The sequence below is a fragment of the Acetomicrobium sp. UBA5826 genome, assembly GCF_002433005.1.
Taxonomy (GTDB): domain Bacteria; phylum Synergistota; class Synergistia; order Synergistales; family Acetomicrobiaceae; genus Acetomicrobium.
In genome coordinates this window covers 1-23,272 of record NZ_DJHF01000011.1, presented here as the reverse complement: position 1 = coordinate 23,272, position 23,272 = coordinate 1, and the positions used below count along the sequence as shown (strand labels likewise).

The following is a 23,272-nucleotide window of genomic DNA, read 5'->3' as shown; positions in this document are numbered from 1 at the left end:
GAAATTCAAGTTTTTTACAATTGCCCCTCGGCCGATTTCCTTTCTATACTTACAACAAATCATCGATTTATGCGGATACTGTTTGCACGTATATGTGAAAGGTATCTCTTATTCTTCGGTCTTTTCACAAATAGGAAGGAGGGTATAAAATGGCTTTTGAGGGCAAAAAATTCATCCTGCTCGGAGAAAGGGACGGAATACCCGCCCCGGTTATGGAAGAAGTTTTAAAACCCCTCGGTTGTGATATCGCCTTTGCCGTGACGGAGTGTTTCGTCTGAACCGCGGCAGGGGCGATGGACCTGCAAAACCAGCAGCGCGTAAAGGACATAGCTGAAAAGTACGGACCGGAAAACGTGGTGGTCGTACTTGGAAGTTCCGACGCGGAAGGTGCGTCGATTTACGCGGAGACTGTAACAGCTGGTGATCCCACATTTGCAGGGCCATTAGCCGGAGCCCCGTTGGGGCTCGCCGTTTATCACATTTTCGATCCCCTATTCAAAGAAAAGGTAGACCCGACACTTTGGGAAGAGCAGCTCGGCATGATGGAAATGGTCTTGGACGTTCAAGGCCTGATCGATGCTGTTGCCGAAATGAGAAACGAGCACAGCAAATATGAGCTCTAGGCCTGTCGTATTGACGTAATTACGACAGCAAGTTGCGGGACTACCTAATTTTGAAGGGAAGTGTTAAGTTATGAAGCTTGAAATTGGTAAATTTACAGTGAAAGATATCGTCTTCGGCGACAGGACCTTCTACGAAAAAGGTGTATTAACGGTCAACAAAAAAGAGGCTTTAGACGTCGTCTTCGAGGACTCTCACATAACCGAAGCCGAGCTTTACATCGTAAGGCCGGGAGACGAAGTAAGGCTCGTTCCTGTAAAGGAAGCCTACGAGATGCGCTGCAAGGTATCGGGAGGCCAGTCCGTATATCCTGGCTGCACTGCGCCTGTGGAGCCAGTCGGGGCTGGAAGAACGCACGCACTAAAGGGATGCTCGCTTTTAGTGGTGGGAAAACATTGGGGATCCTTTCAGGACGGCCTCATCGACATGAGCGGGCCAGCACAGCGAAACACCATTTTCGGGTCCATGCCCAACCTGGTATTAGTTGGGGATACCGACGAGGAATTCGAAAGGCACGAGCAGCAGAAGAAAAACCGCGCTCTTCGTTGGGCAGGAATGAGGTTATCCGAATACATCGGAAAATGCGTAAAAGACTTGGAACCTGAAGAGATAGAGACGTGGGAGCTTGAGCCCGTAAACGAAAGGGCGTCTGATGTAAGAAATCTGCCATCGGTCGTCTACGTGCCTCAAATTCAAACGCAGATGGAGGCCTTGGGCTACAACGCCCTGGTCTATGGCTGGGACGGAAACCGCATGCTTCCTACATACCTTCATCCCAACGAAATTCTTGACGGAGCCATAATATCTGGAAGCTTCATGCCCTGCTCGTCGAAGATTTCTACCTATGAGTGGGTAAACAATCCCATGATAAAGCGCCTGATGAGGGAACACGGAAGGACGATCAACTTCTTGGGCGTCGTGTTGTCCAACCTCAACGTAGTGATGGAAGAAAAGGTAAGGTCTGCCATGATGGTGGCAAACATCGCAAAATCTTTGGGCGCTGAGGGTGCCATAGTTGCCGAGGAAGGCTACGGAAACCCCGACGTAGACTACATCCTCACCCTCGTGGAGCTTGAAAAGGCTGGCATCAAGACATTGGGCATAACTAACGAATGCACGGGACGCGACGGAACCTCTCAGCCCTTGGTCGCCCTGGACGAGAGGGCGAACGCGCTCGTGTCCACCGGAAACGTCTCCGAGCTTTACGAGCTTCCTCCTATGAAAACAGTTTTAGGTGAGCTTGAATCCCTTGCCAGGGACGGGCTATCCGGAGGCTGGGAAGGCTGCGTCAGGGAGGATGGATCGGTCATTATGGAAAATAACGCCTTCTTTTGCTCCGATCACATAAGCGGGTTTTCGCTGAAGACCTGCGCCGAGTTTTAGGAAATGAGGGGATGATTTTATGTTAAAGGCCGTTCATTACATAAACCAGTTCTTCGGACAGGTGGGAGGAGAAGAAAGCGCCGATTTCGAGCCTGTATTGCAGGAAGGTCCGGTCGGGCCAGGGCTTCTTTTAAACGAAGCCATGAAGGAAGTAAAGATCACCCATACCGTGATATGCGGGGACAACTTCATGGCATCTCACCCAGAAGATGCGGTCGCTCGGATTTTAAAGATGCTTGAGGGATTGAAGTTCGACATCTTCCTGGCAGGTCCTGCCTTTAATGCAGGTCGCTACGGCGTGGCCTGCGGAACGATCTGCAAAGCCGTAAAGGAAAAGTTCGATGTCCCAGTTATCACCTCCATGAACGAGGAAAACCCTGCCGTCGAGATGTTTAAACCCAACATGTACATATTCAAGGGCGGGCGCAGGGCAACCTATATGAAGCAGGACGTCGAAAAGATGGCCGCCTTTGCCGATAAAATAGCGCGTGGAGATAAACTGCTTCCTGCCTCAATGGAAGGCTACTTTCCAAGAGGCATACGTCATGAGGTCTTCCTCGAGGACTTTGGTGTGGAGCCTAAATGTGCAGCCGACAGGGCATTTGAAATGCTCCTTAAAAAGCTCAAAGGCGAGCCCTACGAGACAGAACTTCCCATACCAAAACAGGAAAGGGTGCCTATAGCTCCAGCGGTAAAGGACCTTCGCAAGGTAAAGATTGCCTTAGTCACTTCCGGCGGCATCGTCCCTAAGGACAACCCCGACAGGATACAGTCATGTTCGGCGACAAAATGGGGCGCCTACGACATTTCCAAGCTCGATCTCCTAACGGCCCCTGAGTTTAAGACAATTCATGCCGGTTACGATCCCGAGCAGGCCAACAAAAACCCCAACGTCGTCCTTCCCCTTGACGCCATACGCCAGTACCAAAAAGAAGGGCGCATCGTAGAAGTTGATGACCAATATTACGTAACCGTTGGCACCGGCACCACACAGGCCGAAGCAGCCAGAATGGGCCGGGAGATAGCCCAAAAGCTCAAGGAAAGAAACGTAGGAGCCGTCGTTTTGACAGCGACTTGAGGAACCTGTACTCGTTGCGGGTCAACGATCGCAAAAGAAATCGAACGCACGGGCATTCCTGTGGTGGTAATTTGCAACCTCATCAATATTGCCAAGACCGTAGGCGTAAATCGCATCGTACCCGGTGTTGCGGTTCCCTATCCCCTCGGAAACCCCAACCTTTCGACGGAAGACGAATGGAAATTACGCTATCATCGAGTCGGCGTGGCTCTCGATGCTCTCGAGACTGACATTAACGAACAGACAGTTTTTCCGATAAAGATATAGTTTGAAATGGGAGGCCTTGAGCCTCCCTTTTGCGTATCACATTTGTCATCACAAAGGAGGCCGCAGGATGATAAACGACAATCGCAAGGATAATTCGGTATATATAATCTCCATGTTAGTCATCGCCGCTATAGTTATATGGGGGCTCCTATCTCCCGAAGGCTTCGGATCGGCGGCAAACAGCCTCTTTAACTTCCTCATACAAAACTTCGGCTGGGGGTACATGCTTTCCATGACCTTTTTCGTCGTCTTCCCCGTCGGATTGGCGATAAGCAAGTACGGAAAACTGAAGCTCGGCCCTGCCGACTCCAAGCCCGAATTCAACACTCTTTCATGGTTTGCAATGCTCTTTTCTGCCGGAATGGGCGTGGGGCTGGTATTCTACGGAGTTGGCGAGCCGATATTTCATTTTTTGAATCCACCCTTTGCATCTGAACCTGGTTCTGTCAAGGCAGCCACAGATGCTATGAGGATTTCCTTCTTTCACTGGGGTTTGCATCCCTGGGCAGCTTATACGGTCATCGCTTTGCCATTAGGATATTTTCAGTTTAGGAAAGATTCGCCGGGGCTGATTAGCAGCTTTTTTACTCCCCTCATAGGAGAGAAGGGCGTGAGGGGACCTTTCGGCAAATTAGTGGATGTCCTGGCCATTTTTGCGACAGCCGCAGGTGTGGCTACCTCGCTTGGCCTTGGCGTTTTGCAGATCAACAGCGGGTTAAAATACATATTCGGGGTGCCTCAGACCATAACTGTCCAATTTCTTATAATTGCAGCATTGTGTCTTGTTTATACAGGATCGGCCGTATCGGGATTGGAAAGGGGCATTAAGTTCATTGCCAATCTCAATCTATTTATCGCCACGCTGTTGTGTTTGTCCCTTTTCGCACTGGGCCCAACCATCTCCATATTGGAATCCCTTCTTACGGGTATAGGGGAATATTTGGCTAACGTTGTTTCCGAAAGTTTTGCCCTGGCTCCATATGGCGGAGAATTCAGACAGTGGCTCGGAGGTTGGACGCTCTTTTACTGGGCCTGGTGGATCGCCTGGGCACCATTTGTGGGCTCCTTTATCGCAAGGATCTCGAGGGGAAGGACTATAAGACAATTCGTTACAGGAGTGCTTGTCGTCCCAGCATTGGGTTGTTTTACCTGGTTTGCCGTATTTGGAACCTCAGCTCTTCATTTGGAGCTTAAGGGCTTGGCTAATATTGCCTCTACCGTGAGCACCGACATTTCCACGGGAGTCTTTGAAATGTACATGCACTATCCTTTGGGGATGATAATGTCCGCAGTAATGGTAATATTGATCTCTACATTTTTCATAACCTCAGCCAACTCTGCGACCTTCGTCCTGTCGATGTACTCGACTCAAGGAGACCTAAACCCGCCCAGACAAAAGATGGCAATTTGGGGAATATTGCAAGCAGCACTGGCCTTTGTGCTATTGATGGGAGGAGGACTGCAGGCACTGCAAATAGCTTCCATAGCTGCCGCAGCTCCTTTCGCTATTATCATGGTCCTTGCCTGCTATTCTCTGGTGAAGGCCTTAAAATCCGACGAGGCAGCTTTAAGGGAGATTGGAAGCTGAAGATGTTTCTCTACTTTATATCTACGCTGAATTAAAAGCAATCTCTCATGTGAAACTTTATTGATAATTTCCGGGTTTTTAGATATACTGACAAAAGAAGGAGAGAGGCGCTTCCTCAAGAAGCGCCCATCTCTCTTCTTTATGTAGAGATGTTGTTCGGCTTAAAGGAGGTGAAGGGCATCGAAAGATATTTTTAGACATTTACGGAACCAGCGGTAGTGTGGTCAAGCGCCTGGACTGGTTGCAGACCAGTTGACGAGGTTGGGGGAGAATCGAACCTATCGGCGGATGCCCCCGTGGCCTGGGAAGGTAGGCCAGTAAGTCGTCTTACAAAACCGTGGAGCGATCTGCGGGACAAAGGAGGCGACAGTCTTCCGTTTGTCGGGAAATAGAAAGGATGAAGCAGCAGTGTGCGGTATAGTCGGTTATATTGGCTATCGAAATGTTTGTGATGTGCTTTTAGATGGATTGAAAAGGCTGGAGTATAGGGGATATGATTCTGCAGGAATTGCCATTAACGACGGCAATGAGATAGAGATCATAAAGGAAGTCGGGAAAGTTTCAGATCTGGAGCGCATCGTCTCCAATCGCGCTCCAAAGGGCAACATCGGTATAGGCCATACCCGTTGGGCTACACACGGCGGAGTCTCCGCGGTAAACGCCCACCCTCACTCGGACGGATATAAGCGTTTTGTCCTGGCTCATAACGGCATAATAGAGAATTATCACGAACTTAAAGAAGAGCTATCTACCCAGGGCATTACCTTCGCTTCTCAGACGGATACAGAAGTGATAGCTCATTTGCTCTATAAAATATACGATGGCAATATGTTAAACGCCCTTACGTACCTGCAGTCTAGGTTGAGGGGTTCCTATGCCTTGGCGATACTAAACAGGGATGATACCGATCACATATACTGTATGCGCAAGGGCTCACCCCTTGTGTTGGGACTGGGAGATGGCGAGACGCTTTGCGCTTCAGATATTCCGGCCATCCTTCCCTATACGAGGAAAGTTATATACATGGACGAAGGGGACATTGCAGAGCTTTCGCCCCGGGGAATTAAGCTGTGGGACGAAAGGGGAATGCCCATCGAGAAAAAAAGCTTTTTTATAGAATGGGATCTATCGATGGCCGAGATGGGCGGATATCCTCACTATATGCTGAAGGAAATCCACGAGCAGGGAGGAGTTTGCAGAGCTACTATCAAAGGCAGGGTCCACGACGGAAAGGTGGACCTGTCGGGCGAACTCGCCATGGATGAAGAGACCATCAAGGGGTTCAAGGCAATACACCTGGTTGCCTGCGGAACATCCTATTATGCATCGCTAATCGCTGAAAGGGTTTTCGAACGTTGGACTGATCTAGATATAAAGGTAGACATCGCCTCCGAATATCGTTACAGGGACAGCAAGATTTCTCCCGATACTTTGGTAGTCTTCGTCTCTCAATCGGGAGAAACCGCCGATACCCTTGCAGCTCAAAGAAAAGCTCGCGAATCAGGGGCGTATTCATTGGCAGTCACTAACGTTCAGGGCTCTACGCTTGCAAGAAGCTGCGATGACTTTTTGCTTCTCAAAGCCGGCCCGGAGATAGGGGTAGCGGCGACAAAGACCTTTATGGGACAGATAACTTCCCTCTACCTGCTGGCGCTGTATATAGCAAAAATTAAGGGCACCCTATCCGATCAAAAGCAAAAGGAATTGACCGACGAAATGATTCAGCTGGCTTACAAGATAGAGACTATATTGGAACGCGAGCCCTCCATCGAAGATCTGGCGTGGAGGTTTGCAGATTACAAAAACTTCCTGTTTTTGGGAAGGGGGACATCTTTCCCCGTAGCCCTCGAGGGAGCATTGAAGCTAAAGGAAATATCCTACATTCACGCCGAAGCTTACGCCGCAGGTGAGATGAAACACGGTCCAATCGCGTTAATTGATCCAAACGTGCCTGTGGTGGTCATTGCACCCAAAGACAGCCTTTACGAGAAAACATTGTCCAATATACAGGAGGCAAAGGCAAGGCACGCTCCTATTATTGCAGTGGGTTTCGATGGCGACAGGCGCCTGGCCAGCGACGTGGACCATGTCTTATACGTTCCATCAACTTTGGAGGAGTTTTCTCCCTTCGTGACGGTCGTGCCCTTACAGCTTTTTGCCTACCACGTAGCCAAAAAGCGCGGATGCGAAATAGACAAGCCCAGGAACTTAGCTAAGAGCGTTACGGTAGAATAAAATCATAATATGGCGCCGAAAACTTCAAACTTCGGCGTCATATTTATATATTAATTTACGGTCGCAATAAAACACCTTAACAGCTCTGAAATATCCCCACGGCCGATCCTTAACCTAGCATAATAGGCGTTTTCCTCAACATTGGCAGCCAGGTGCTCCAAGGAGGAAGGATCTTTGAGCCGGGAGATGATCTTCGTCATAAATTCGGCCTCTTCTTTGCTGTTATAGCACCTTTGCAGGACAACGCCCTTTACTCTCACCGTATCTTTGAAAGAAGCTTGAGATATACCTTTGATTTTTCCCCTCGCTATATGAGCTTTCCCTTTAAGATTTCTTTTGGGATAGATCAATATATAAACCCTGTCCTTTCGCCCCAAAAGAAGGGACAGGGGGAAATAAAGCAAGCTGTGATGTGGCAAGAGAGAAATTGTCCCCTTGACCTTTTCGTAAACCTCGTGCTTCAAATCATATTCGGCCACTACGCCGACATACCCGCCTATCCAAGTGTAATTTTTGTTTACAGGTTGAAGAGCTTCCTCCATCTGCCTTGAAAGCTCCCTGATTAAAGTTAAGTTCAACCTCCTGCCACGCCAGTATTGAAGGCTTGCCACCAAACCTAAAATGACCAATAAAGCAACGCCCGCGTTCACCTTGCATCACCCGCATCGAGAAAATTGCAAATTATATCGCCTAGGATGAGCAAATTTTGAGGGTCGGAGATGTCCCTTCCAAGGTCGGGTAACTCTATCCAGGGTATCTTGTCGTAAAGTTTCATCAAGTTCGATAACCCGCAAGAATCATAGAGGAAAGCGCGCCTTTCACCTTTCGAAGCCCTGTTTATAAAACAGGCGCCTATTCGATAACCGTTGCTGTCGAGTTTTCTGATAGTCCTTTCCGTCTCTGATACCGAAAGTTTATCGGCCTGAAGCACCAAAAATATAAACGAATCTTCCCCGAGCAAAAAGTTCTTGGTCGACTCAATTTCGTTCTTATACCTGCAAAGTTCAGCCATGACAGGATCGTTGCTCGGATTAGTTTCGACATCGCTTCCTTCGATATTTTGAATGTAAGCGCGCCTGTCCAAAATTTTAGAACGCAACTTCATGAGTTCGGCTATCCAAATAAGCGTGATATCGGGAAGGGACAAAACTCTCACGGTCATGCCGGTGGGAGGGGTATCAAGCACCACTGCATCGCACTTTTCCGCAAAAGTAGATATCTCCCTAATGGCTTCAAGGACGGCAAATTCCTCCATGCCCGGAGATTGCTTGATGGTCTCAAGTAATTTGTCCGCGTTAAATATTTGTAAATTGCCATAAAAGGGGCGCATCCTACGCAACTTTTCTTCGACGAAGCGTTGTACTTGCTCGTCCAAATCCAATTCAAAGGCGGTCAGGCGATCGTCAATCGTTTGAGGCTCGCTACTTAAGGGGCACCCTAGGACATCGCCCAAATTGTGGGCAGGATCTAAAGAGACGGCCAAGACACCTTTGTCCTTCGACGAAAGAGCGCGTGCCAATGCGGAAGAGATCGTGGTCTTTCCCGTTCCGCCTTTGCCCATTACGATGAAGCGCTTAGACTTTGCGCATCCCTCATTGGCAAAAGATTTGCTTTTTTCCGGCCTAGATCCTAAGGACCCCAGCAACTTGCGCAAAAAGGTCATCGCTTTCTGCCACTCGCCTTTCTAAAAGTTCAAGTTCCGGCCCCAAATGAGGAAGAAGCCGGATTACCAACCCCGCCGAAGGAGCCGGTAACCCGATGAAGCTGCCCAAAAGCAAAAGGGCAAATGCCTCTTCCTGCGCCGTAAGTTCCGCTTTGACGTAATCCGTGGCCTGAAGTTTTGTCATTTTCTTTAAAAGCTCAAAAAAGTCCTCGCCAATCATGGAACTGCCTTCGCTCAAGTCTTAAATTAAGGCTTTATCGTCTCGGGATATTTTGCTTTTAGAGTCGACGTATTCTGCAAAGAACGATAAAAATCATATAGGAATACAAGGGCCAGAAGGATCTCCAAAATTACGAATCCCTGCACCAAAGGCGAAGAGGGTACGGCAAACAAAAACCACCAAAGCCCTACGAAGACTGTAAACCATAAAGCTCCGGCACAGGCGATTATGAACCTGACGTGCCCTTTGGGAGCAGTGCCAAGCTGCAACACCCACAGAGCGATAGTTAACAAAGTAGCGGCTGCAAGCATTTGATTTGCGCCGCCGAAGGCTGGCCATAGCACGCTGTAGGCTTTGCCCCAGGCAAGACCTATGCTCAGAGCCGATGGTATAGCCGACGCCAGCCAACGGTGGGTAATCGCCCTGTGAAACGTCCCTCCGCTGCTTTTGAGCGGCTCCCACACCTCTTCCCAGGCAAAACGCAACACTCTGTTCCCTGTATCCATGGAGGTAAGGGTAAAGGCAGAAACCCACAGGCTCGAAAAGATCGTCCCTGCCTGGGCAGAGATGCCAAAGGCCTGCTCGAAAAGTCTTCCGTAGCTTTCCGTAAAAATGCCCAAGGGACCTCCGACAGCTCCTATGGCTTTTACATAATTTTTGCCAAGATAGAGAGGTTCCTTGAGGCCTTCGGCCACCACGCCGATGCCTTCGAGCTTTCCGCTTGCTTCCTTAAATACGAGCAAGCCGAAGGCAGCAATGGTCACCGTTACGACCGAAGAGAGCAACCCTTCGGTCAGCATGCCTCCGTAGCCTACAATAAGGCCCTGAGTCTCCTTGTCAAGCTGTTTGGAGGTTGTTCCTGAGCCAATGAGCCCGTGTATCCCCGAGAGGGAACCACAGGCAATTATCAGGGGAACGACGGGCCAGTAGGGAGACGGTACTCCTCCGACGATATTCGGACTCCAACTTGTAAAGCCGGCCAACTCCATCTTTGCCCCCGCAAAAATCAAGGCAACAACTCCCAGGGCAAGACCAAAGACGAGTATATAGGAGTTAAGGTAGTCCCGCGGTTGAAGCAATATCCACACCGGCAAGGCACTAGCTGCCATCATATATACGAAGAATATAATTAACCACCCCTTATAACTGATGCTCAGCGGGGTCAAAGACCCCAGCCATATAGCACCGAGGGTCAGGAAAATCCCAATAATGCTTCCTAATACAAAGTTGATCCGCAGCTTGTACAGCAAAATACCCGTTACAATTGCAGCTGCTATAAACCAAACGGACATGCTCGCCACGTCGGGACGGGCTATATATAGATATGCTAAAGATGTAGCGAACGCAGCAAGGGCCAGGACAAGCGTGAGGTAAGCGAATACCTGGAAAAGGTAGGACGTGCGCGGGCGCATCATCTTGCCGGCTATCCACTGGATCGATCTACCCTCGTGTCGTACTGAAGCCATGATGGCCAAATAGTCGTGGACTGCTCCAATCAATATGTTTCCAAACCAAATCCAAAGCAAACCGGCCCACCAGCCCCAGGCCATGGCCAACGCAGGGCCGAGTATTGGCGCTCCGCCTGCAATTGAAGCGAAGTGATGTCCGAATAAGACGGCAGGGTGCGAGGGAACAAAATCTACATCGTCAAATTTGGAATGCGCAGGGGTTGGTCTTGAATTATCCGCTCCGACGACCCTTCGCTCGAGGCTTTTGCCGTACCATAAATAGCAGACGAGATAAATGACGATTCCTATTATCAATAAAACCGAGGTGTTCATCCCTTCAAACCTCCTTTATAAAAAGTTTATATCGTTCTTGCCACAGGATGGGCTATCAAGGAGAAAAGGTCAAAAAGCGTCTCCTGTTTTTCTCTAATCTCTTTGAGCTTTTCTGCGCTTATGATCCATATATCCATCGGCTTTGCAGGCTCAATCAGCGATTGGCCGAAGGGATTAATACAGCCGACAAGCTTTAATGCTTCTTCCTCGGTTTCGGTAACCCAAATCACCCAACTGAGCGAATCCTGATCAGCCAGATCCAGGTCGTAATAACCCGGCATACATATGTGCCGCTGGTTCATCAGGAAAAGATGCACCTTGCCTATCGTTTCTATGTAGTCTTTAATATGATCCTCGAAGGGTGGAGAAACCTTGAAGAAAAAGAACCTGTCGGCGTTTACAAGCCCTAAAATGTCGTTGGGATGCTTTGGAAATTGCATGTAGTAGGCAAAATCGTATCGAGAGAGAAAAAACAAATCCACAACAAAAGATTCGCAAGAAATTTCGTTTTCATCCATCCAGGTTTTAATTTCTTCGATGCCTGGAGGAGTCGCCTCCCGAGCTTTCAAGCCGGTGAGGTTAAAATGCTCTTTTATCTTGACGACGCTCTCGTGGCATAGGTATGTCCAATCGATATGGTTGTCCTTTAATTTGAATATTTGGCTTCCTCTTAAAGGTGGCACATATTTGAGGGCTTTTCCCGGATAAAACTCCTTGAGCCCCCATCGCGAGGTAAAGCTGTTGTCCAAAAGAACTTGAAGCCTGGTGCGCCAGAGGCTCTGTCTTTTTTCTTGAAAGCTCTTGGGAGAAGCAGCGGGCTCTTCGTCGATGAATTGCTCAAGGCAAAGTTTTTTGAAGGCTTGACGACCTTTTTCGGTGAGGCTGTAAATCCCATTATCTACCTCAAGGAATCCAAGATCCTCAAGTTTTTTCAATCCCCTGCAATCTTCCCCGATCAAGACTAGCGTTTCTTCATCCCAGCATGGGTGATCCCTATCGAACAACAGTAAAATTGTCTCGTAATCCACAGAGTTTTTCTCCTCTCGACTGAAAATCAAACGAATAAGGTTTTGACTTCTTCCTACTGATCCAGCAGATAGCTCTGCAGGTCCTTTCCGGTGAAGCCTTTACCTATTCCCACGGCCAGCTTTAACCTGGCCTGAAGGGGACTCAGGTTGCCACCCGAAAGGACTCCAAGCTCTATCAACTTTTGAGCGCTCCCTTCATAGCCATAGCAGGTCAAGACTCGAGCCTGTAGACATCTCGAGGTAATGACCACAGGTACGTCGTTGCGAACGATTTGTCTTATTTGCGGTACCCACGCCGGATTTACGTTTCCAGCCCCAAAGCCGGCCAGGACCAACCCCTCCAAATTCTCGTCCTCGGCCAGCATTTTTAAAATCCTCTCTCCGCCTCCTAGGGTAGCCCAAAGGACCTCCACTTCCTTTGCCGGTTGGACCATCTCTTCGATTACCCTTCCGCGTTTTGGCTTTTTCAACACACATATCTTGTTCGCCACTATCTCAGCAACGGGCCCCTTGTTGAAGGTAGCTATGGCATCCCTTCTGTAGCTATTGAGCTTACAAACCTCGTTGGCAGCAAACAATTGATCCTGAAAACATATCAAAACGCCGAGCCCCCAGGTGGATTCGGAGGAAGCGGCAAGTAAGGAATGGTATAAGTTAAGAGGGCCGTCAGAACTCAACTCTCCATGAGGCACCATGGATCCGGTAAATATCACGGGGTAGGGGTAGGGCCAGAGGAGGTCAACCAAATAAGCCATTTCCTCCATGGAGTCCGTTCCGGTGGTCACGACTATCCCACTAAGGCCTTGAGCGGCTTCCTTTCTCAATAATTCCACGAGATCGGCCATCATCCTGATGTTGTAGTGACTGCTTGGCTGATGGCTCCAATCCACTACGCTTACTTCGCATGGAAGATCTTTGGATTTAAGCCATGAAAGCATTTCTCCTGCGTTCAGGCTCGGCACGTAACCCTTGGCGCGTTCGTCATACGTCATGCCAATGGTTCCGCCCGCAGCTACTAGCAAGACCTTGGAGCTTCCCGACATCCTAAACACCTCCTAAACGTAAGTACAAGTGTAACACTTTTTGAGTTTCAAAAAAGAGGGGGTAATGTTAAAATTGTGCTCCGAGGACTATATAAAACGGGAAGGGTGATTCACGGTGCGAACCGTGGTTGTTGGCGGAGGGAACGTTGGTTTCAATGTGGCGAAGAAATTGGTCGACCTAGGACATGACGTCATCGTAATCGAGCAAGATGAAGAAAAGGCAGCTAAAATCGATGAAATGCTTGACGTAATGGTCATCACAGGCAACGGCGCCAGACCGCAAATTCTGGCTCAGGCCGGCATACATGAGGGCGGAGACGTTTCTTTGCTGATCGCATGTACCGATAGGGATGAAGTTAATATCTTGTCATGCTGGATCGCTAAAAAAGCCGGGGTTAAGCACACCATATCCAGAGCCAGAAACCTTGAGTTCACCGATAACCGCATTTGGGCCGATGCAATAGGTATAGATGAAATGATCTCTCCCGAAAGATCCGTAGCGGGAGTTATAGAAAACATGCTATCCATGAGTTCGATTATCGTCTCCGACGACCTGTGGGACGGCATTGCTTCTTTATATGCAATGAGAATCAAAAAAGGAGCACTTATGGCAGGCCGCCCCTTAAAAGAAGTGAGGGAGCTTCGTCCGGACGTGAATGCCCTAATTGTATACGTGGAAAGACAAAGTAAGGAAGGTTTTATACCCCGCGGAAATACAATATTGGCAGAGGGAGATCTATGCTATGTCGTTTCGCTGAAAAAAGATGCCCATTTACTCGAGCGTCTGTTTGGCATCAAGGAGGATTTCAAATTAAAACGCATAATGGTAGCCGGAGGAGGGAAGATAGGTTTTCAAGTTGCCAGGAGATTTGAGACTAATTATAAAGACATCGACGTCCGTTTAATAGATCTCGACCCTCAGAAATGTCAGCGGTTGTCGGGTGAATTAACCAAAACCCTTATCCTCCAGGGAAACGTAGCCGATGAAGATGTTTTACTTAGCGAAGGCATAGACGATGTAGATGGTTTTGTTGCGACAACGGCAAATGATGAGCTAAACATACTTGTGGCAATTTTGGCCAAGGAACTTGGCGCAAAAAAATCTATCGCCGTTGTCAGGCACGAAACGTATAGAAAACTCGAGAATCGGCTTTCTCTAGATGCTATGGTGAACCCACATGAAGCCCTCGTGGCAGCCATAATGCGCTATGTGACGCTGAACACCAAAGGAGCTATCATGTCCACGGTGAAACAAATCAATGCCGAGATGGTCGATCTGGTGATAGGCGAAGGATCTCCTGTCGTAGGTAAGAAAATTATCGATCTGCATCTGTACCCTTATGCTATTATAGTCCTGGTCCAACGAAACGATGAAATTTTTGTTCCCGGCGGAATGACTGTTATGAAACCTGGAGATAGAATATTGCTCTACATAAATGCACCCAATGAAGACAAAATATTGTCCATGTTTATAAAAGAAAATAAAAAAGGTGCCAAGAGACTATAGCCATGCGTTTCAATATCGTAGCGAAAATTTTGGGACTAATCGTAGGAGTAGTATCGCTATTTATGTTGTGGCCCCTTGCATGGGCTTACTTAGACAATTCTTCCGAAGTCGGTCCTATATTTTCTTCGATGATAATCGGGATTGCCATAAGCGTAATTTTGCTTTTTGCCGGCAGCAATTCCACCTCGGCTGATATGAGGCCGAGGGAAGCGTTGGCGATAGTAGGGTTATCCTGGCTTTCGGTTTCTGCCATAGGGGCCTTACCTTTTTGGCTTTCCGGAGCCCTTCCCAGCTATACCGATGCCTTTTTCGAGGCCGTATCGGGTTTTACAACCACAGGATCTACAGTACTGACCGATATAGAGGCCAACGGCAGAGGGATACTTTTTTGGAGAAGCCTAACCCATTGGTTAGGCGGTATGGGAATCATCGTCTTGGGATTGGCCGTCCTTCCCTTTCTGGGAGTGGGGGGACGTCAACTTTTTCGTGCAGAGGTGCCCGGGCCGGTGCCCGAAAAACTGACGCCCAGAATACATCATACTGCTCTTCTTTTGTGGGGAGTTTACTTATTTTTAAGCGCTCTTGAGGCCTTTCTTTTGTATGTCGGAGGTTTGTCTCCCTTTGAAGCTCTTACCCATACTTTCGGCACGATGGCAACGGGGGGTTTTTCTCCTTTGAACGGGAGCGTAGGGCAATACAACTCCCTTTACGTCGATTCTGTTGTCACCATATTTATGTTCATGGCGGGTGCAAACTTTGCATTACATTACAGATTGCTGGCAAGGCGCGATCTAAACGCATGGTGGCGGGATGAGGAATTCAGATTTTATCTTATAGTCATTTTAGGAGCCATCGTTACAATATCTCTAATATTGTTTAAAAACAATATTTACGATAGCGTCTCCAAAACGATTCGTTACGTTTCTTTCCAATCCGTTAGCATTATGACGACCACGGGCTTTGTAACGGCTGACTACGAACAGTGGCCGGTTTATGCCCAGTCCTTATTGCTCATCCTCATGTTGATAGGAGGATGCGCCGGATCGACCGGTGGAGGTATGAAAGTCGTAAGACTCATGATCCTGCTCAAACATGTCGGTATCGAGCTCAAGACATTGATTCATCCGCGGGCTCACTATTCGATGAGGCTCAATGGCAAAACTGTGGAATGGGGTATTGTCCTTTCCATCTTGGCTTTTTTATCGCTGTATGTAATCGTATTCGTGATTGCCTTTCTCCTGCTAACATTAATGGGAGTAGATTTGATCACTGCCATAGCCGCTGTGGCTGCTACCCTTGGAAATATCGGACCGGGACTGGGTAACGTGGGACCAATGGACAATTTCGCAAATCTGACGATGCCGGTCAAATGGATACTTTCCTTCTGCATGCTCTTTGGACGTCTGGAGCTTTATCCGATGATGGCGCTCTTTTTGCCTGACACGTGGAAAAGATAACCTATGTATCCTTTTTTACCCTTACACAGATAATGATGTATAATGAATATGCAGTGTACGAAATAAAGAGACCTTTGGAGAAATAAGATGACGGCGACAAACAGCAGAAAAACCGTAATTTTAGCGGATATGGCGCTTTTGATTACGGCCATACTTTGGGGGTCCGGCTTTGGAACGACAAACTGGTTACTTGGTTTTATATCGCCCCTTTGGCTGCTGTCGGTTCGCTTTCTTCTGACTGCAGGTATTCTTTATTTGCTCTTTCACTCAAGATTATCCCTTTTAAACAAGCAAGATATCATTTTAGGGTGTCTCTTGGGAGCTTTACTGGCAGGTACCTTTGTGGCTCACATCATCGGACTGCTCTTTACAACCCCCGGGAAACAATCTTTCATAACAGGTAGCTATATCGTGATGGTACCCATATTGTACGCACTATTTTACAGTAAAATGCCGTCGCCTGTCGCTACAGTTGGAGCAGTTCTTGCAACTGCCGGACTTCTAGTGATGGGATTTACTCCCGGAATGAGTTTTAACTTAGGAGACGCGCTTTCTCTGCTGCTTGCGCTGGGGTGCGCGCTCCACGTTCTTTTCGTGGGCAACCTCAGCCGAAGAATAGATCCCGCAGCATTGACGCTCCTTCAGATGGCTTCGGCAAGCGTAATCCTGACGGCTTCAGCGTCTTTTATCGAACCCTTTCCCTCCTTTCAAGCAGTTCCGCTCAAAGCCTGGTTGGGCATTTTTTACGTAGTCTTATTTGTCACTGTAATTCCCTTTTTAATGCAGACCATCGCCCAAAGATATAGCCCCGAGGTGCACGCAGCCGTGTTGCTTTCCCTGGAAAGCCCTTCCGGCTACGCATTCGCAGTTTTCATTGGCGAAGAGCTAGTAAACGCACAGGTCGTCCTGGGCGGAATGATCGTATTTACCGGGGTCGTAATCACCGAACTTGAGGCTTTTATTCTAAAGAGGTTTGTCCGCCCATCTAATGCCAGAATTAATGAAGATGCTCCCGAACAAAACAGCACTCGTATATCTAACTCAAAGCAGTAAAGACATTGGACGAGGAAAAGATCATGTACGAGTGTAGGCAGAGAATTGGCGCTATTTCAAGTCGTGCCGGGATATAATAATTCTTAAGGAGAAATTACTTTGGAGAAAATAACTGATAAAAATATACAAGAACGCCCAAGAGCTAGAGACATTAACATAAATATCGGAGTATTTCCTCCTGGGAAATACAACGCTATTACCGACGTAAACGGAGTTAAGGTGGGACATTGCACTTTGATTGAGGGCGAAGGAGCCTTAAAGCCGGGAAAGGGACCCGTACGGACAGGAGTAACTGCTATCGTTCCTCACGAGGGCAATATTTTCAAGGAAAAGCTACCGGCTGCAGCTTTCGTCTTTAACGGCTTCGGAAAATCAACGGGATTACATCAGATAAACGAGGTAGGAAATCTGGAGACACCGATACTTCTTACTAATACTTTGAACGTCCCGCTTGTGGCGGATGCGCTCATAGATTGGATGATAACGCAAAATCCAGAGATCGGCATTCAAACCTGCACGGTCAATCCGGTTGTAGGAGAGATAAACGACGGATTTTTAAACGACATCCAAGGACGCCATGTAAAGAAGGAACACGTCTTTGAAGCCTTAACCACTGCACAGTCAGGGCCTGTAAAGGAGGGTGCAGTCGGTGCCGGAACGGGGAGCTCCTGTACGGGATGGAAGGGCGGAATCGGGACGTCGTCCCGTCTTCTTCCTCCCGAATTGGGCAGCTATACGATTGGGGCTTTGGCGCTTACAAACTTTGACGGTGCCCTGACAATCGACGGAGCTCCTGTCGGAAGAAAGTTGGGCCATCTTCCTTACTCTGAAAATACAAATCAGCGAATTTGCGGTCCTCTCTTTGAAAAAGAGCTTGGCGGATCCGTCATGGTCGTCATAGCCACGGATGCGCCCCTATTTCACAGAGGGCTGATGCGCGTTGCAAAACGGGCAGTTTTAGGACTTTCCCGGATGGGATTTTACGGAAGCAACGGGTCCGGAGACTTCTTTATAGCCTTTTCAACAGCCCATACCGTTCCCCACGAGACCGACAAACTGACCCTACGAGGCACTACGGTAACCAATGAGGCCCTTTCGCCGCTGTTTCTGGCAACGGTCGAAGCTGTCGAAGAAGCGGCGGTGAACTCCATTTTAAAGGCCACAACTGTGGTGGGACGAGACGGCAATGTCAGAGAAGGCATAGATATAAACAAAGTAATAAAAACTATAAAACAACATAGATGTTAACTTATATGCGATTCTAAAAGCGGTTGAACGATCCCTCCTTCACACAATCCAAGACATGCATCTACAACATCCAGGTTTCTTTTGAGCTCATCCATGACGGTCTTGATAGCCGTTGCCTTACGAATCTTAAAAAACAGGTCGGGTATCGATATAATCGCCCGACCTGTCGTGTATACTAAAACCCCAGCGTCTCGCCCACTAAAATTACATGACATTCCCGCCCGGAAGGTGCCCTTTCCAGCACGAGCATGGCACGGCAAACCCGCTCGGGCGAATCGCAGTCCACACAATAGCCAAGGGAGGCGCAGGGCGTTTTGATATTAAGTCGCATTGCGTTAGGCGGAGTAGCGAAGTTTTTAACGCGTGCTATAGCCGCATCTACATCACCGGGGCAAACTTTATTCATTCCGATGACATATATTATCTTCCCCATGGCCCATGCCATTCCGGCAACCCTGTTGCCGTTTCCGTCGATGTTAACGATAGTCCCGTCAATGGTGATAGCATTGGCGCTCGTCAAAAATACGTCGCACAAAAGCTCATCACGAAGCCTATTTAATCTCTCCCTTCCCGCAAGGTTCGGATCCCAGTGGTGGACAACCTGGTTGCCTCTTTTTTCCAACTCTTCAAGCAGGCCCAACTCCCTTATCGTCACGCTTCCCGGAATGCCCACGCTGGCACCTTCGGGTATCAATTCCAGCACCGAATCCTTGGCTTCATCGGCCGTTGCCACATATAGGGCCTTATAGCCTTTTTTCTCTAAGTTTTTCACCATAGCGTTACCCAAAAGGTCATAATGATTTTTTCTGAACCTTTCCCAATCGGCCATGCAATATCCCTCCTCTATATTTTGTGAATAAAATTACTTCAGCTTGACTCCTACCATTAAAATGATAACATTAATTGGCGAATTATTTCTTAATGAAGGAGAGGATATTGATGTGTAAAGTTGTCACTTCCGAGGGAGATTTTGAACATGAGCATCATCATTCCCATGTGGATGATCCTTTAGAGATAGCGGAATTACTCAGAGAAACCCTGGCGGACGAACTCGATTCCATGAGCGGACTTGCCGGTACTTGGCATATGATCGAAGACGAGGTTATTAAAAACAAGCTGATGGAAGCTTTGCGATTAAAACAAAAAACGATCTCCTTCCTTTATGAGGCTCTGCAGGAAAGCGAGAAGAAGGTCTGGGGTTAATCGGTTTAGCCGTATCGCTTATCATCGCAAATGCCAGACTCCATAAATGAATGACGATTTACAAGGAGGCTGGCATTTGCAGCAATATAACGTGGGCTTCTGAACGAGATCGTCTTAAGTTTTATCGATATGTATCTTGCCCCTGACGTAAGAAAAGTAAATACCTGCCAAACAGGTAATAGCCGAGATAAAAAACGCTAGATTAACGCTTCCCAAGAATAGATCGAGGTTTGCAGCTATTTGTGCTTTTTCGAGCTTTACGGAAAATATTGCCGTGGCCAAGGCGAGGCTCATCGTTTGACCGAGCAGTCGCATGGTGGCTAAAGTGCTTGAGGCAGCTCCGTAATATTCGTTTGTGACGGAACTCATTATGGCATTAACATTAGGTGACGAAAAAAGGGCAAAACCAAAACCCAAAAAACAGAGGGCAAAAATCATCAAATGAAAAAAGGATGTGGCAAGGCTTAATCGCGACAAGAAAAAGAGGCCCAACGCCGTAAGGGCCATGCCCGCAGAAGCGATGTACCTCGGCTCGACGTTATCCGACATGCGTCCTGCGAAGGGAGAAAAACCGGCTTGGATGGCCGGCTGTATCACCAAAACGGACCCTGCCAACTGTGGAGACATACCCTTGACATATTGCAAATAGAGGCTCAACAGAAAGGCAACCGATGCCGTTGCCGCGTAATTTATTAAGGCAGCTAAATTAGAAAAAGCAAAACTCCTATTCCCGAGAAATAGCTTTATATTGAATACAGGATTAGGAACAATCCATTGATGCCTTAGAAACAGAAGGGCGATTACGATACCGGCCGAAATGAAATAAAGGCTTTTAAACTGAGGTACGAGAAAAATGCCATACATAAATGACAACAAAAAGATGACATATAAAGCGCTGCCCAATATATCGAAGGGCTCATCTTTGGCGACCCTCCATTCTCTTTTAATATAACGAAGTATCATATAAAAAACAAATAAGCTGAAAACACCCGTTGAAACGAAGATACTTTTCCACCCGAAGTTTTGGACTAAAATCCCGCCGCAGAAGGGCCCCATCGATAATCCCAAATACGTCGCTGCCGTATTGATGCCCATAGCCCTTCCTCTCTCTCCTGGCGGAAAAATGGAAGCAAGTATGGCAACCGATGTCGTAACAATCATTGCACCGCCTATTCCCTGCAGCAGACGACAGAGAATAAGGAAAGTCAAATTCATGGAAAACAATGCAAGAAAGTTGAAGATTGCCAAAAGCGCAGCGCCCAACAAAAAGATCTTCCTTCTTCCGATTATGTCGGCAGCCCTTCCCACGGGGACTAAGGCAGCTGCCGTTGCAAGCATGTAAGAGGTTGCGACCCAACCCAGATCTGCAGCGTCAGCTTTGAAATAAATACCTATGACCGGCAAAGCTATGTTTACCGTCGATATCATAAAAGGCCCCAGGAACGAGGCCGCTGCCGAGACAAAAAGCACTGTTCTTTTAAATGACTTATCCGTCAAGGCAAATACTCCTCACAGCAGAAATTAAAACAAAGGACTGAACAGCTTGGTAATTCCATAAACCACGCGTTCCAGAGCCGGCCTTTTTTCCCATTCGTTGGGGTGTAATAGTTTGGATCGGGCCATATAGGCCTCCTGCGCCCCGAGAATGCAATTTATCTCCTCTTGGCTGTAAAAAATCAAATCTACCTCGAAATCCAAAGCGAATGAACGAATGTCAAAGTTGCTTGTCCCAAGAAAGGCCAAGCCATCGTCTACTGTAACGGTCTTGGCATGTAATATATCTCCTTTATATTGGTAAATTTTGACTCCCATTTCAAGGAGGGGAGAGAAGTAGGCCCTGGCGACGCTGCCCACTATGAGCTTATCGGCTCTCTCGGGCACAATTAACCTCACTTCTACACCCATGATGCGTGCCGTTTCTATGGCGCGCATGGTTTCGCTGTCGGGTATAAAATAGGGAGTTGTTATAGTGACCCGTCTTTCCGCGTTCAGTAAAGCTAAAACCAACAACCTTTGATAATTTTGCAGCTGCATCGACGGACCGCTAGGCACAGTCTGGACGATAGCATTTCCCTCTTTATTCAGCCTGGGAAGAAAATACAATATTTTATCCAGAGGCACATCTTCATGAGTTTCAACATACCAGTCTTCATAACATACTGCTAAAAGCTGAATCACCACAGGTCCGGTTAGCCTCACAGAAAGGTCGCGCCACTGACGTCCCCCGGCTTTTCTATTGTAGGAGGGCTCGATGATGTTGTGAGAACCGGTATAAGCAACTTTTCCGTCGATTATTGCAATTTTCCTGTGATTTCTTATGTCATATCTTGCAGTAAAAGAAGTCCTTCTCAGAAACCTTAAGGGTAAAGCCTCGGCAATTTTGACGCCGCTGCTTCGCAGTAAATACGTGTGTTGTCGTAAAAATTCCTTCGCTCCGACAGAATCAACGAGGATACGACATTCAACCCCTCGTCTGGCTGCACTTTCCAACGAATTAAAGAGTTTTTTCGTCATCTTGTCGTATGAAAATATGTAATAAAGGAGATATACGTATCTTTCGGCCTCATCTATATCCTGACACAACCTGTCCAAATATTCCTCGAAATCGGCCAACAATTCCATCTTATTGCCGGCTACCGGACTCATATCGACCATTTTATAGGCCATATAGCTGATTCTCTTTTGTTGATCCCTTAAGACCGGATCATTAACTTCCTGTAGTACTTTAACCCTGATATCGTGAAGTGCATTGCCTAATTCCGACAGCAATGTTTGGCGCCGCCGCAATCTTTCCCTGGGCAGTCCCGTCGAACCGAAAAGGGAATAGAGAATTAAACCTCCCCAGGGCCATATATTAATGGCCAACAACCATGCCACGGCTGTAGGAGGTTCGTGTTTAAGGGGGACATAACAAAGCATTCCTATGCGGATGCAAAATGAGGTCAAATTGTACAACCAAAGAAGCAGGGTAGAAAGGTCTTGCATATCCCTTACCTCGATAATATTTTCGTGCTAAAGGGCAAAATCGCACACAAGGGGCAAGTGATCAGAAAACGTCACCCGTGGAATTAAAAGGTCAGTTACCTTTATCTTGGGGCTATGGAGAACGAAATCGAGCAACATTCGAGGCGATGAGCTGGGATAGGTCGGCATGCAGTCGGCATTGGCGTTTTTAAGCCCTACCTTCCTTATCAAAGGCTCCAGCTCCTCTTCGCCGCCAAAGGTATTGCAATCCCCGGCAAGGATAACGGGCTTGTCTGCCGAAAGACACTTCCTGCTCAATTCCTCCAACTGTTTTGCTCTCGCCTTGCGCCCGAGGGACAAATGGACCAAATAAAGAACAAAGTCATCGTATTCCACTTCCAACATGGCTCTCTTTACCCCAAAGCTGAGATATTTAATATTTGATTTTATCGGCGGTATTTTGGAGACAACCGCATTGCCCTGCAATTTCAGCACCGGGGCTTTGGTGATAAAGGATTTAGGATGATATTTGCATCCAAATATCGGCGTCCCACCAATCTTCGATGCCATCTCCACGGGCTGGCTTTTGCCGTTTTGCCTGTACGTACCTCCATCGGATTCTACCAAGCCAACTATATCGGGGTTAAGTTTTATCAAAAAGTCCGATATATCTTCAAAATTCTTTTCAGTTTTCCTGAAACTACCCCAAAACGGAAAGGGAATATGGTAATCCCAACCTGTCCCCGTAGCATAGCGTATGTTATAAAGCACAAAGCGCAATCTTTTTTTCCTCCTCGTCCGCTTTTTAAACCGTAAGGACAAATAATAAAAGTTTTTATTTAAAGTAGACGTTTTCCTCACTTGGTATATTAACCATAGAAACCGCCAAATGCAAGTAGAAGAAGCGTAGGGGACCGCGTCAAGTTTTTGTAG

At 47.7% G+C, this 23,272-nt stretch carries 20 protein-coding genes; 10 read left to right on the top strand and 10 right to left on the bottom strand.

Features of this window, described 5'->3' with window-relative positions:
* Positions 1 to 149 precede the first annotated feature (149 nt).
* The 5 genes from grdA to glmS all read left to right on the top strand — a co-directional run bounded on the left by grdA (position 150) and on the right by glmS (position 7,172).
* Complete coding sequence (gene grdA / locus B3N34_RS02845; protein WP_286974786.1) at positions 150 to 623, top strand: glycine/sarcosine/betaine reductase complex selenoprotein A; 474 nt, start codon at positions 150 to 152, stop codon at positions 621 to 623.
* Positions 624 to 693: 70 nt separating this feature from the next.
* A complete protein-coding gene (locus B3N34_RS02840; RefSeq protein ID WP_286974785.1) occupies positions 694 to 2,004 on the top strand; it encodes a glycine/sarcosine/betaine reductase component B subunit in 1,311 nt (436 codons plus the stop codon).
* A 19-nt stretch (positions 2,005 to 2,023) separates the two neighbouring features.
* Positions 2,024 to 3,349, top strand: coding sequence for a glycine/betaine/sarcosine/D-proline family reductase selenoprotein B (locus tag B3N34_RS02835; protein ID WP_286974783.1), 1,326 nt, complete (start codon positions 2,024 to 2,026; stop codon positions 3,347 to 3,349).
* Between the two features lie 67 nt (positions 3,350 to 3,416).
* Positions 3,417 to 4,937, top strand: coding sequence for a glycine betaine uptake BCCT transporter (locus B3N34_RS02830; protein WP_286974781.1), 1,521 nt, complete (start codon positions 3,417 to 3,419; stop codon positions 4,935 to 4,937).
* A gap of 408 nt (positions 4,938 to 5,345) precedes the next feature.
* The gene (glmS, locus tag B3N34_RS02825) at positions 5,346 to 7,172 is read left to right on the top strand and encodes a glutamine--fructose-6-phosphate transaminase (isomerizing) (protein ID WP_286974799.1); all 1,827 of its coding nucleotides are present in this window, start codon (positions 5,346 to 5,348) and stop codon (positions 7,170 to 7,172) included.
* Positions 7,173 to 7,222: 50 nt separating this feature from the next.
* Here the strand turns inward: glmS and B3N34_RS02820 are convergent, their stop codons facing one another.
* Genes B3N34_RS02820 through B3N34_RS02795 form a run of 6 tightly spaced genes read right to left on the bottom strand, consistent with a single transcriptional unit; the run spans position 7,223 to position 12,907 of the window.
* A complete protein-coding gene (locus B3N34_RS02820; protein WP_286974779.1) occupies positions 7,223 to 7,822 on the bottom strand; it encodes a hypothetical protein in 600 nt (199 codons plus the stop codon).
* A complete protein-coding gene (locus B3N34_RS02815; protein WP_286974777.1) occupies positions 7,819 to 8,835 on the bottom strand; it encodes an ArsA family ATPase in 1,017 nt (338 codons plus the stop codon). Before B3N34_RS02815 ends, B3N34_RS02820 begins: the two co-directional genes overlap by 4 nt.
* Entirely contained in the window at positions 8,795 to 9,055 is a 261-nt protein-coding gene (locus tag B3N34_RS02810) for a hypothetical protein (RefSeq protein ID WP_286974776.1), read from the bottom strand. The genes B3N34_RS02815 and B3N34_RS02810 overlap by 41 nt, the downstream gene beginning before the upstream one ends.
* A 26-nt stretch (positions 9,056 to 9,081) precedes the next feature.
* On the bottom strand, positions 9,082 to 10,836 hold the full coding sequence (locus tag B3N34_RS02805; protein ID WP_286974775.1) for a carbon starvation CstA family protein: 1,755 nt from the start codon (positions 10,834 to 10,836) through the stop codon (positions 9,082 to 9,084).
* A 26-nt stretch (positions 10,837 to 10,862) separates the two neighbouring features.
* Positions 10,863 to 11,864, bottom strand: coding sequence for a hypothetical protein (locus tag B3N34_RS02800; protein ID WP_286974773.1), 1,002 nt, complete (start codon positions 11,862 to 11,864; stop codon positions 10,863 to 10,865).
* Between the two features lie 53 nt (positions 11,865 to 11,917).
* Positions 11,918 to 12,907: an asparaginase gene (locus tag B3N34_RS02795; protein WP_286974772.1), complete on the bottom strand. Its 990-nt coding sequence runs from the start codon at positions 12,905 to 12,907 to the stop codon at positions 11,918 to 11,920.
* A 115-nt stretch (positions 12,908 to 13,022) separates the two neighbouring features.
* On the opposite strand from B3N34_RS02795, the gene trkA reads away from it, so the two are divergent.
* The 4 genes from trkA (at position 13,023) to B3N34_RS02775 (ending at position 18,172) form a co-directional block, all read left to right on the top strand.
* Positions 13,023 to 14,414 (top strand): Trk system potassium transporter TrkA, encoded by a 1,392-nt coding sequence (gene trkA / locus B3N34_RS02790; protein WP_286974770.1) that lies wholly within the window; start codon positions 13,023 to 13,025, stop codon positions 14,412 to 14,414.
* A 2-nt stretch (positions 14,415 to 14,416) separates the two neighbouring features.
* Positions 14,417 to 15,871 carry a TrkH family potassium uptake protein gene (locus B3N34_RS02785; RefSeq protein WP_286974768.1) on the top strand — a complete coding sequence of 485 codons (1,455 nt, stop codon included), beginning with the start codon at positions 14,417 to 14,419 and terminating at the stop codon, positions 15,869 to 15,871.
* 87 nt (positions 15,872 to 15,958) lie between these two features.
* Positions 15,959 to 16,924, top strand: coding sequence for a DMT family transporter (locus B3N34_RS02780; RefSeq protein WP_286974766.1), 966 nt, complete (start codon positions 15,959 to 15,961; stop codon positions 16,922 to 16,924).
* A gap of 99 nt (positions 16,925 to 17,023) precedes the next feature.
* Positions 17,024 to 18,172, top strand: coding sequence for a P1 family peptidase (locus tag B3N34_RS02775; protein WP_286974764.1), 1,149 nt, complete (start codon positions 17,024 to 17,026; stop codon positions 18,170 to 18,172).
* Between the two features lie 175 nt (positions 18,173 to 18,347).
* Here the strand turns inward: B3N34_RS02775 and B3N34_RS02770 are convergent, their stop codons facing one another.
* The gene (locus B3N34_RS02770; RefSeq protein ID WP_286974762.1) at positions 18,348 to 19,001 is read right to left on the bottom strand and encodes a lactate utilization protein; all 654 of its coding nucleotides are present in this window, start codon (positions 18,999 to 19,001) and stop codon (positions 18,348 to 18,350) included.
* 110 nt (positions 19,002 to 19,111) lie between these two features.
* Between B3N34_RS02770 and B3N34_RS02765 the strand changes: the two genes are divergently transcribed.
* Complete coding sequence (locus B3N34_RS02765; RefSeq protein ID WP_286974761.1) at positions 19,112 to 19,375, top strand: hypothetical protein; 264 nt, start codon at positions 19,112 to 19,114, stop codon at positions 19,373 to 19,375.
* Positions 19,376 to 19,489: 114 nt separating this feature from the next.
* On the opposite strand, the gene B3N34_RS02760 is transcribed toward B3N34_RS02765, so the two are convergent.
* Genes B3N34_RS02760 through B3N34_RS02750 form a run of 3 tightly spaced genes read right to left on the bottom strand, consistent with a single transcriptional unit; the run spans position 19,490 to position 23,110 of the window.
* The gene (locus B3N34_RS02760) at positions 19,490 to 20,872 is read right to left on the bottom strand and encodes an MFS transporter (RefSeq protein ID WP_286974760.1); all 1,383 of its coding nucleotides are present in this window, start codon (positions 20,870 to 20,872) and stop codon (positions 19,490 to 19,492) included.
* 24 nt (positions 20,873 to 20,896) lie between these two features.
* Positions 20,897 to 22,360, bottom strand: a complete 1,464-nt coding sequence (gene cls / locus B3N34_RS02755) for a cardiolipin synthase (protein ID WP_286974757.1) — start codon at positions 22,358 to 22,360, stop codon at positions 20,897 to 20,899.
* Between the two features lie 27 nt (positions 22,361 to 22,387).
* On the bottom strand, positions 22,388 to 23,110 hold the full coding sequence (locus B3N34_RS02750; RefSeq protein ID WP_009200951.1) for an endonuclease/exonuclease/phosphatase family protein: 723 nt from the start codon (positions 23,108 to 23,110) through the stop codon (positions 22,388 to 22,390).
* Positions 23,111 to 23,272 lie beyond the last annotated feature (162 nt).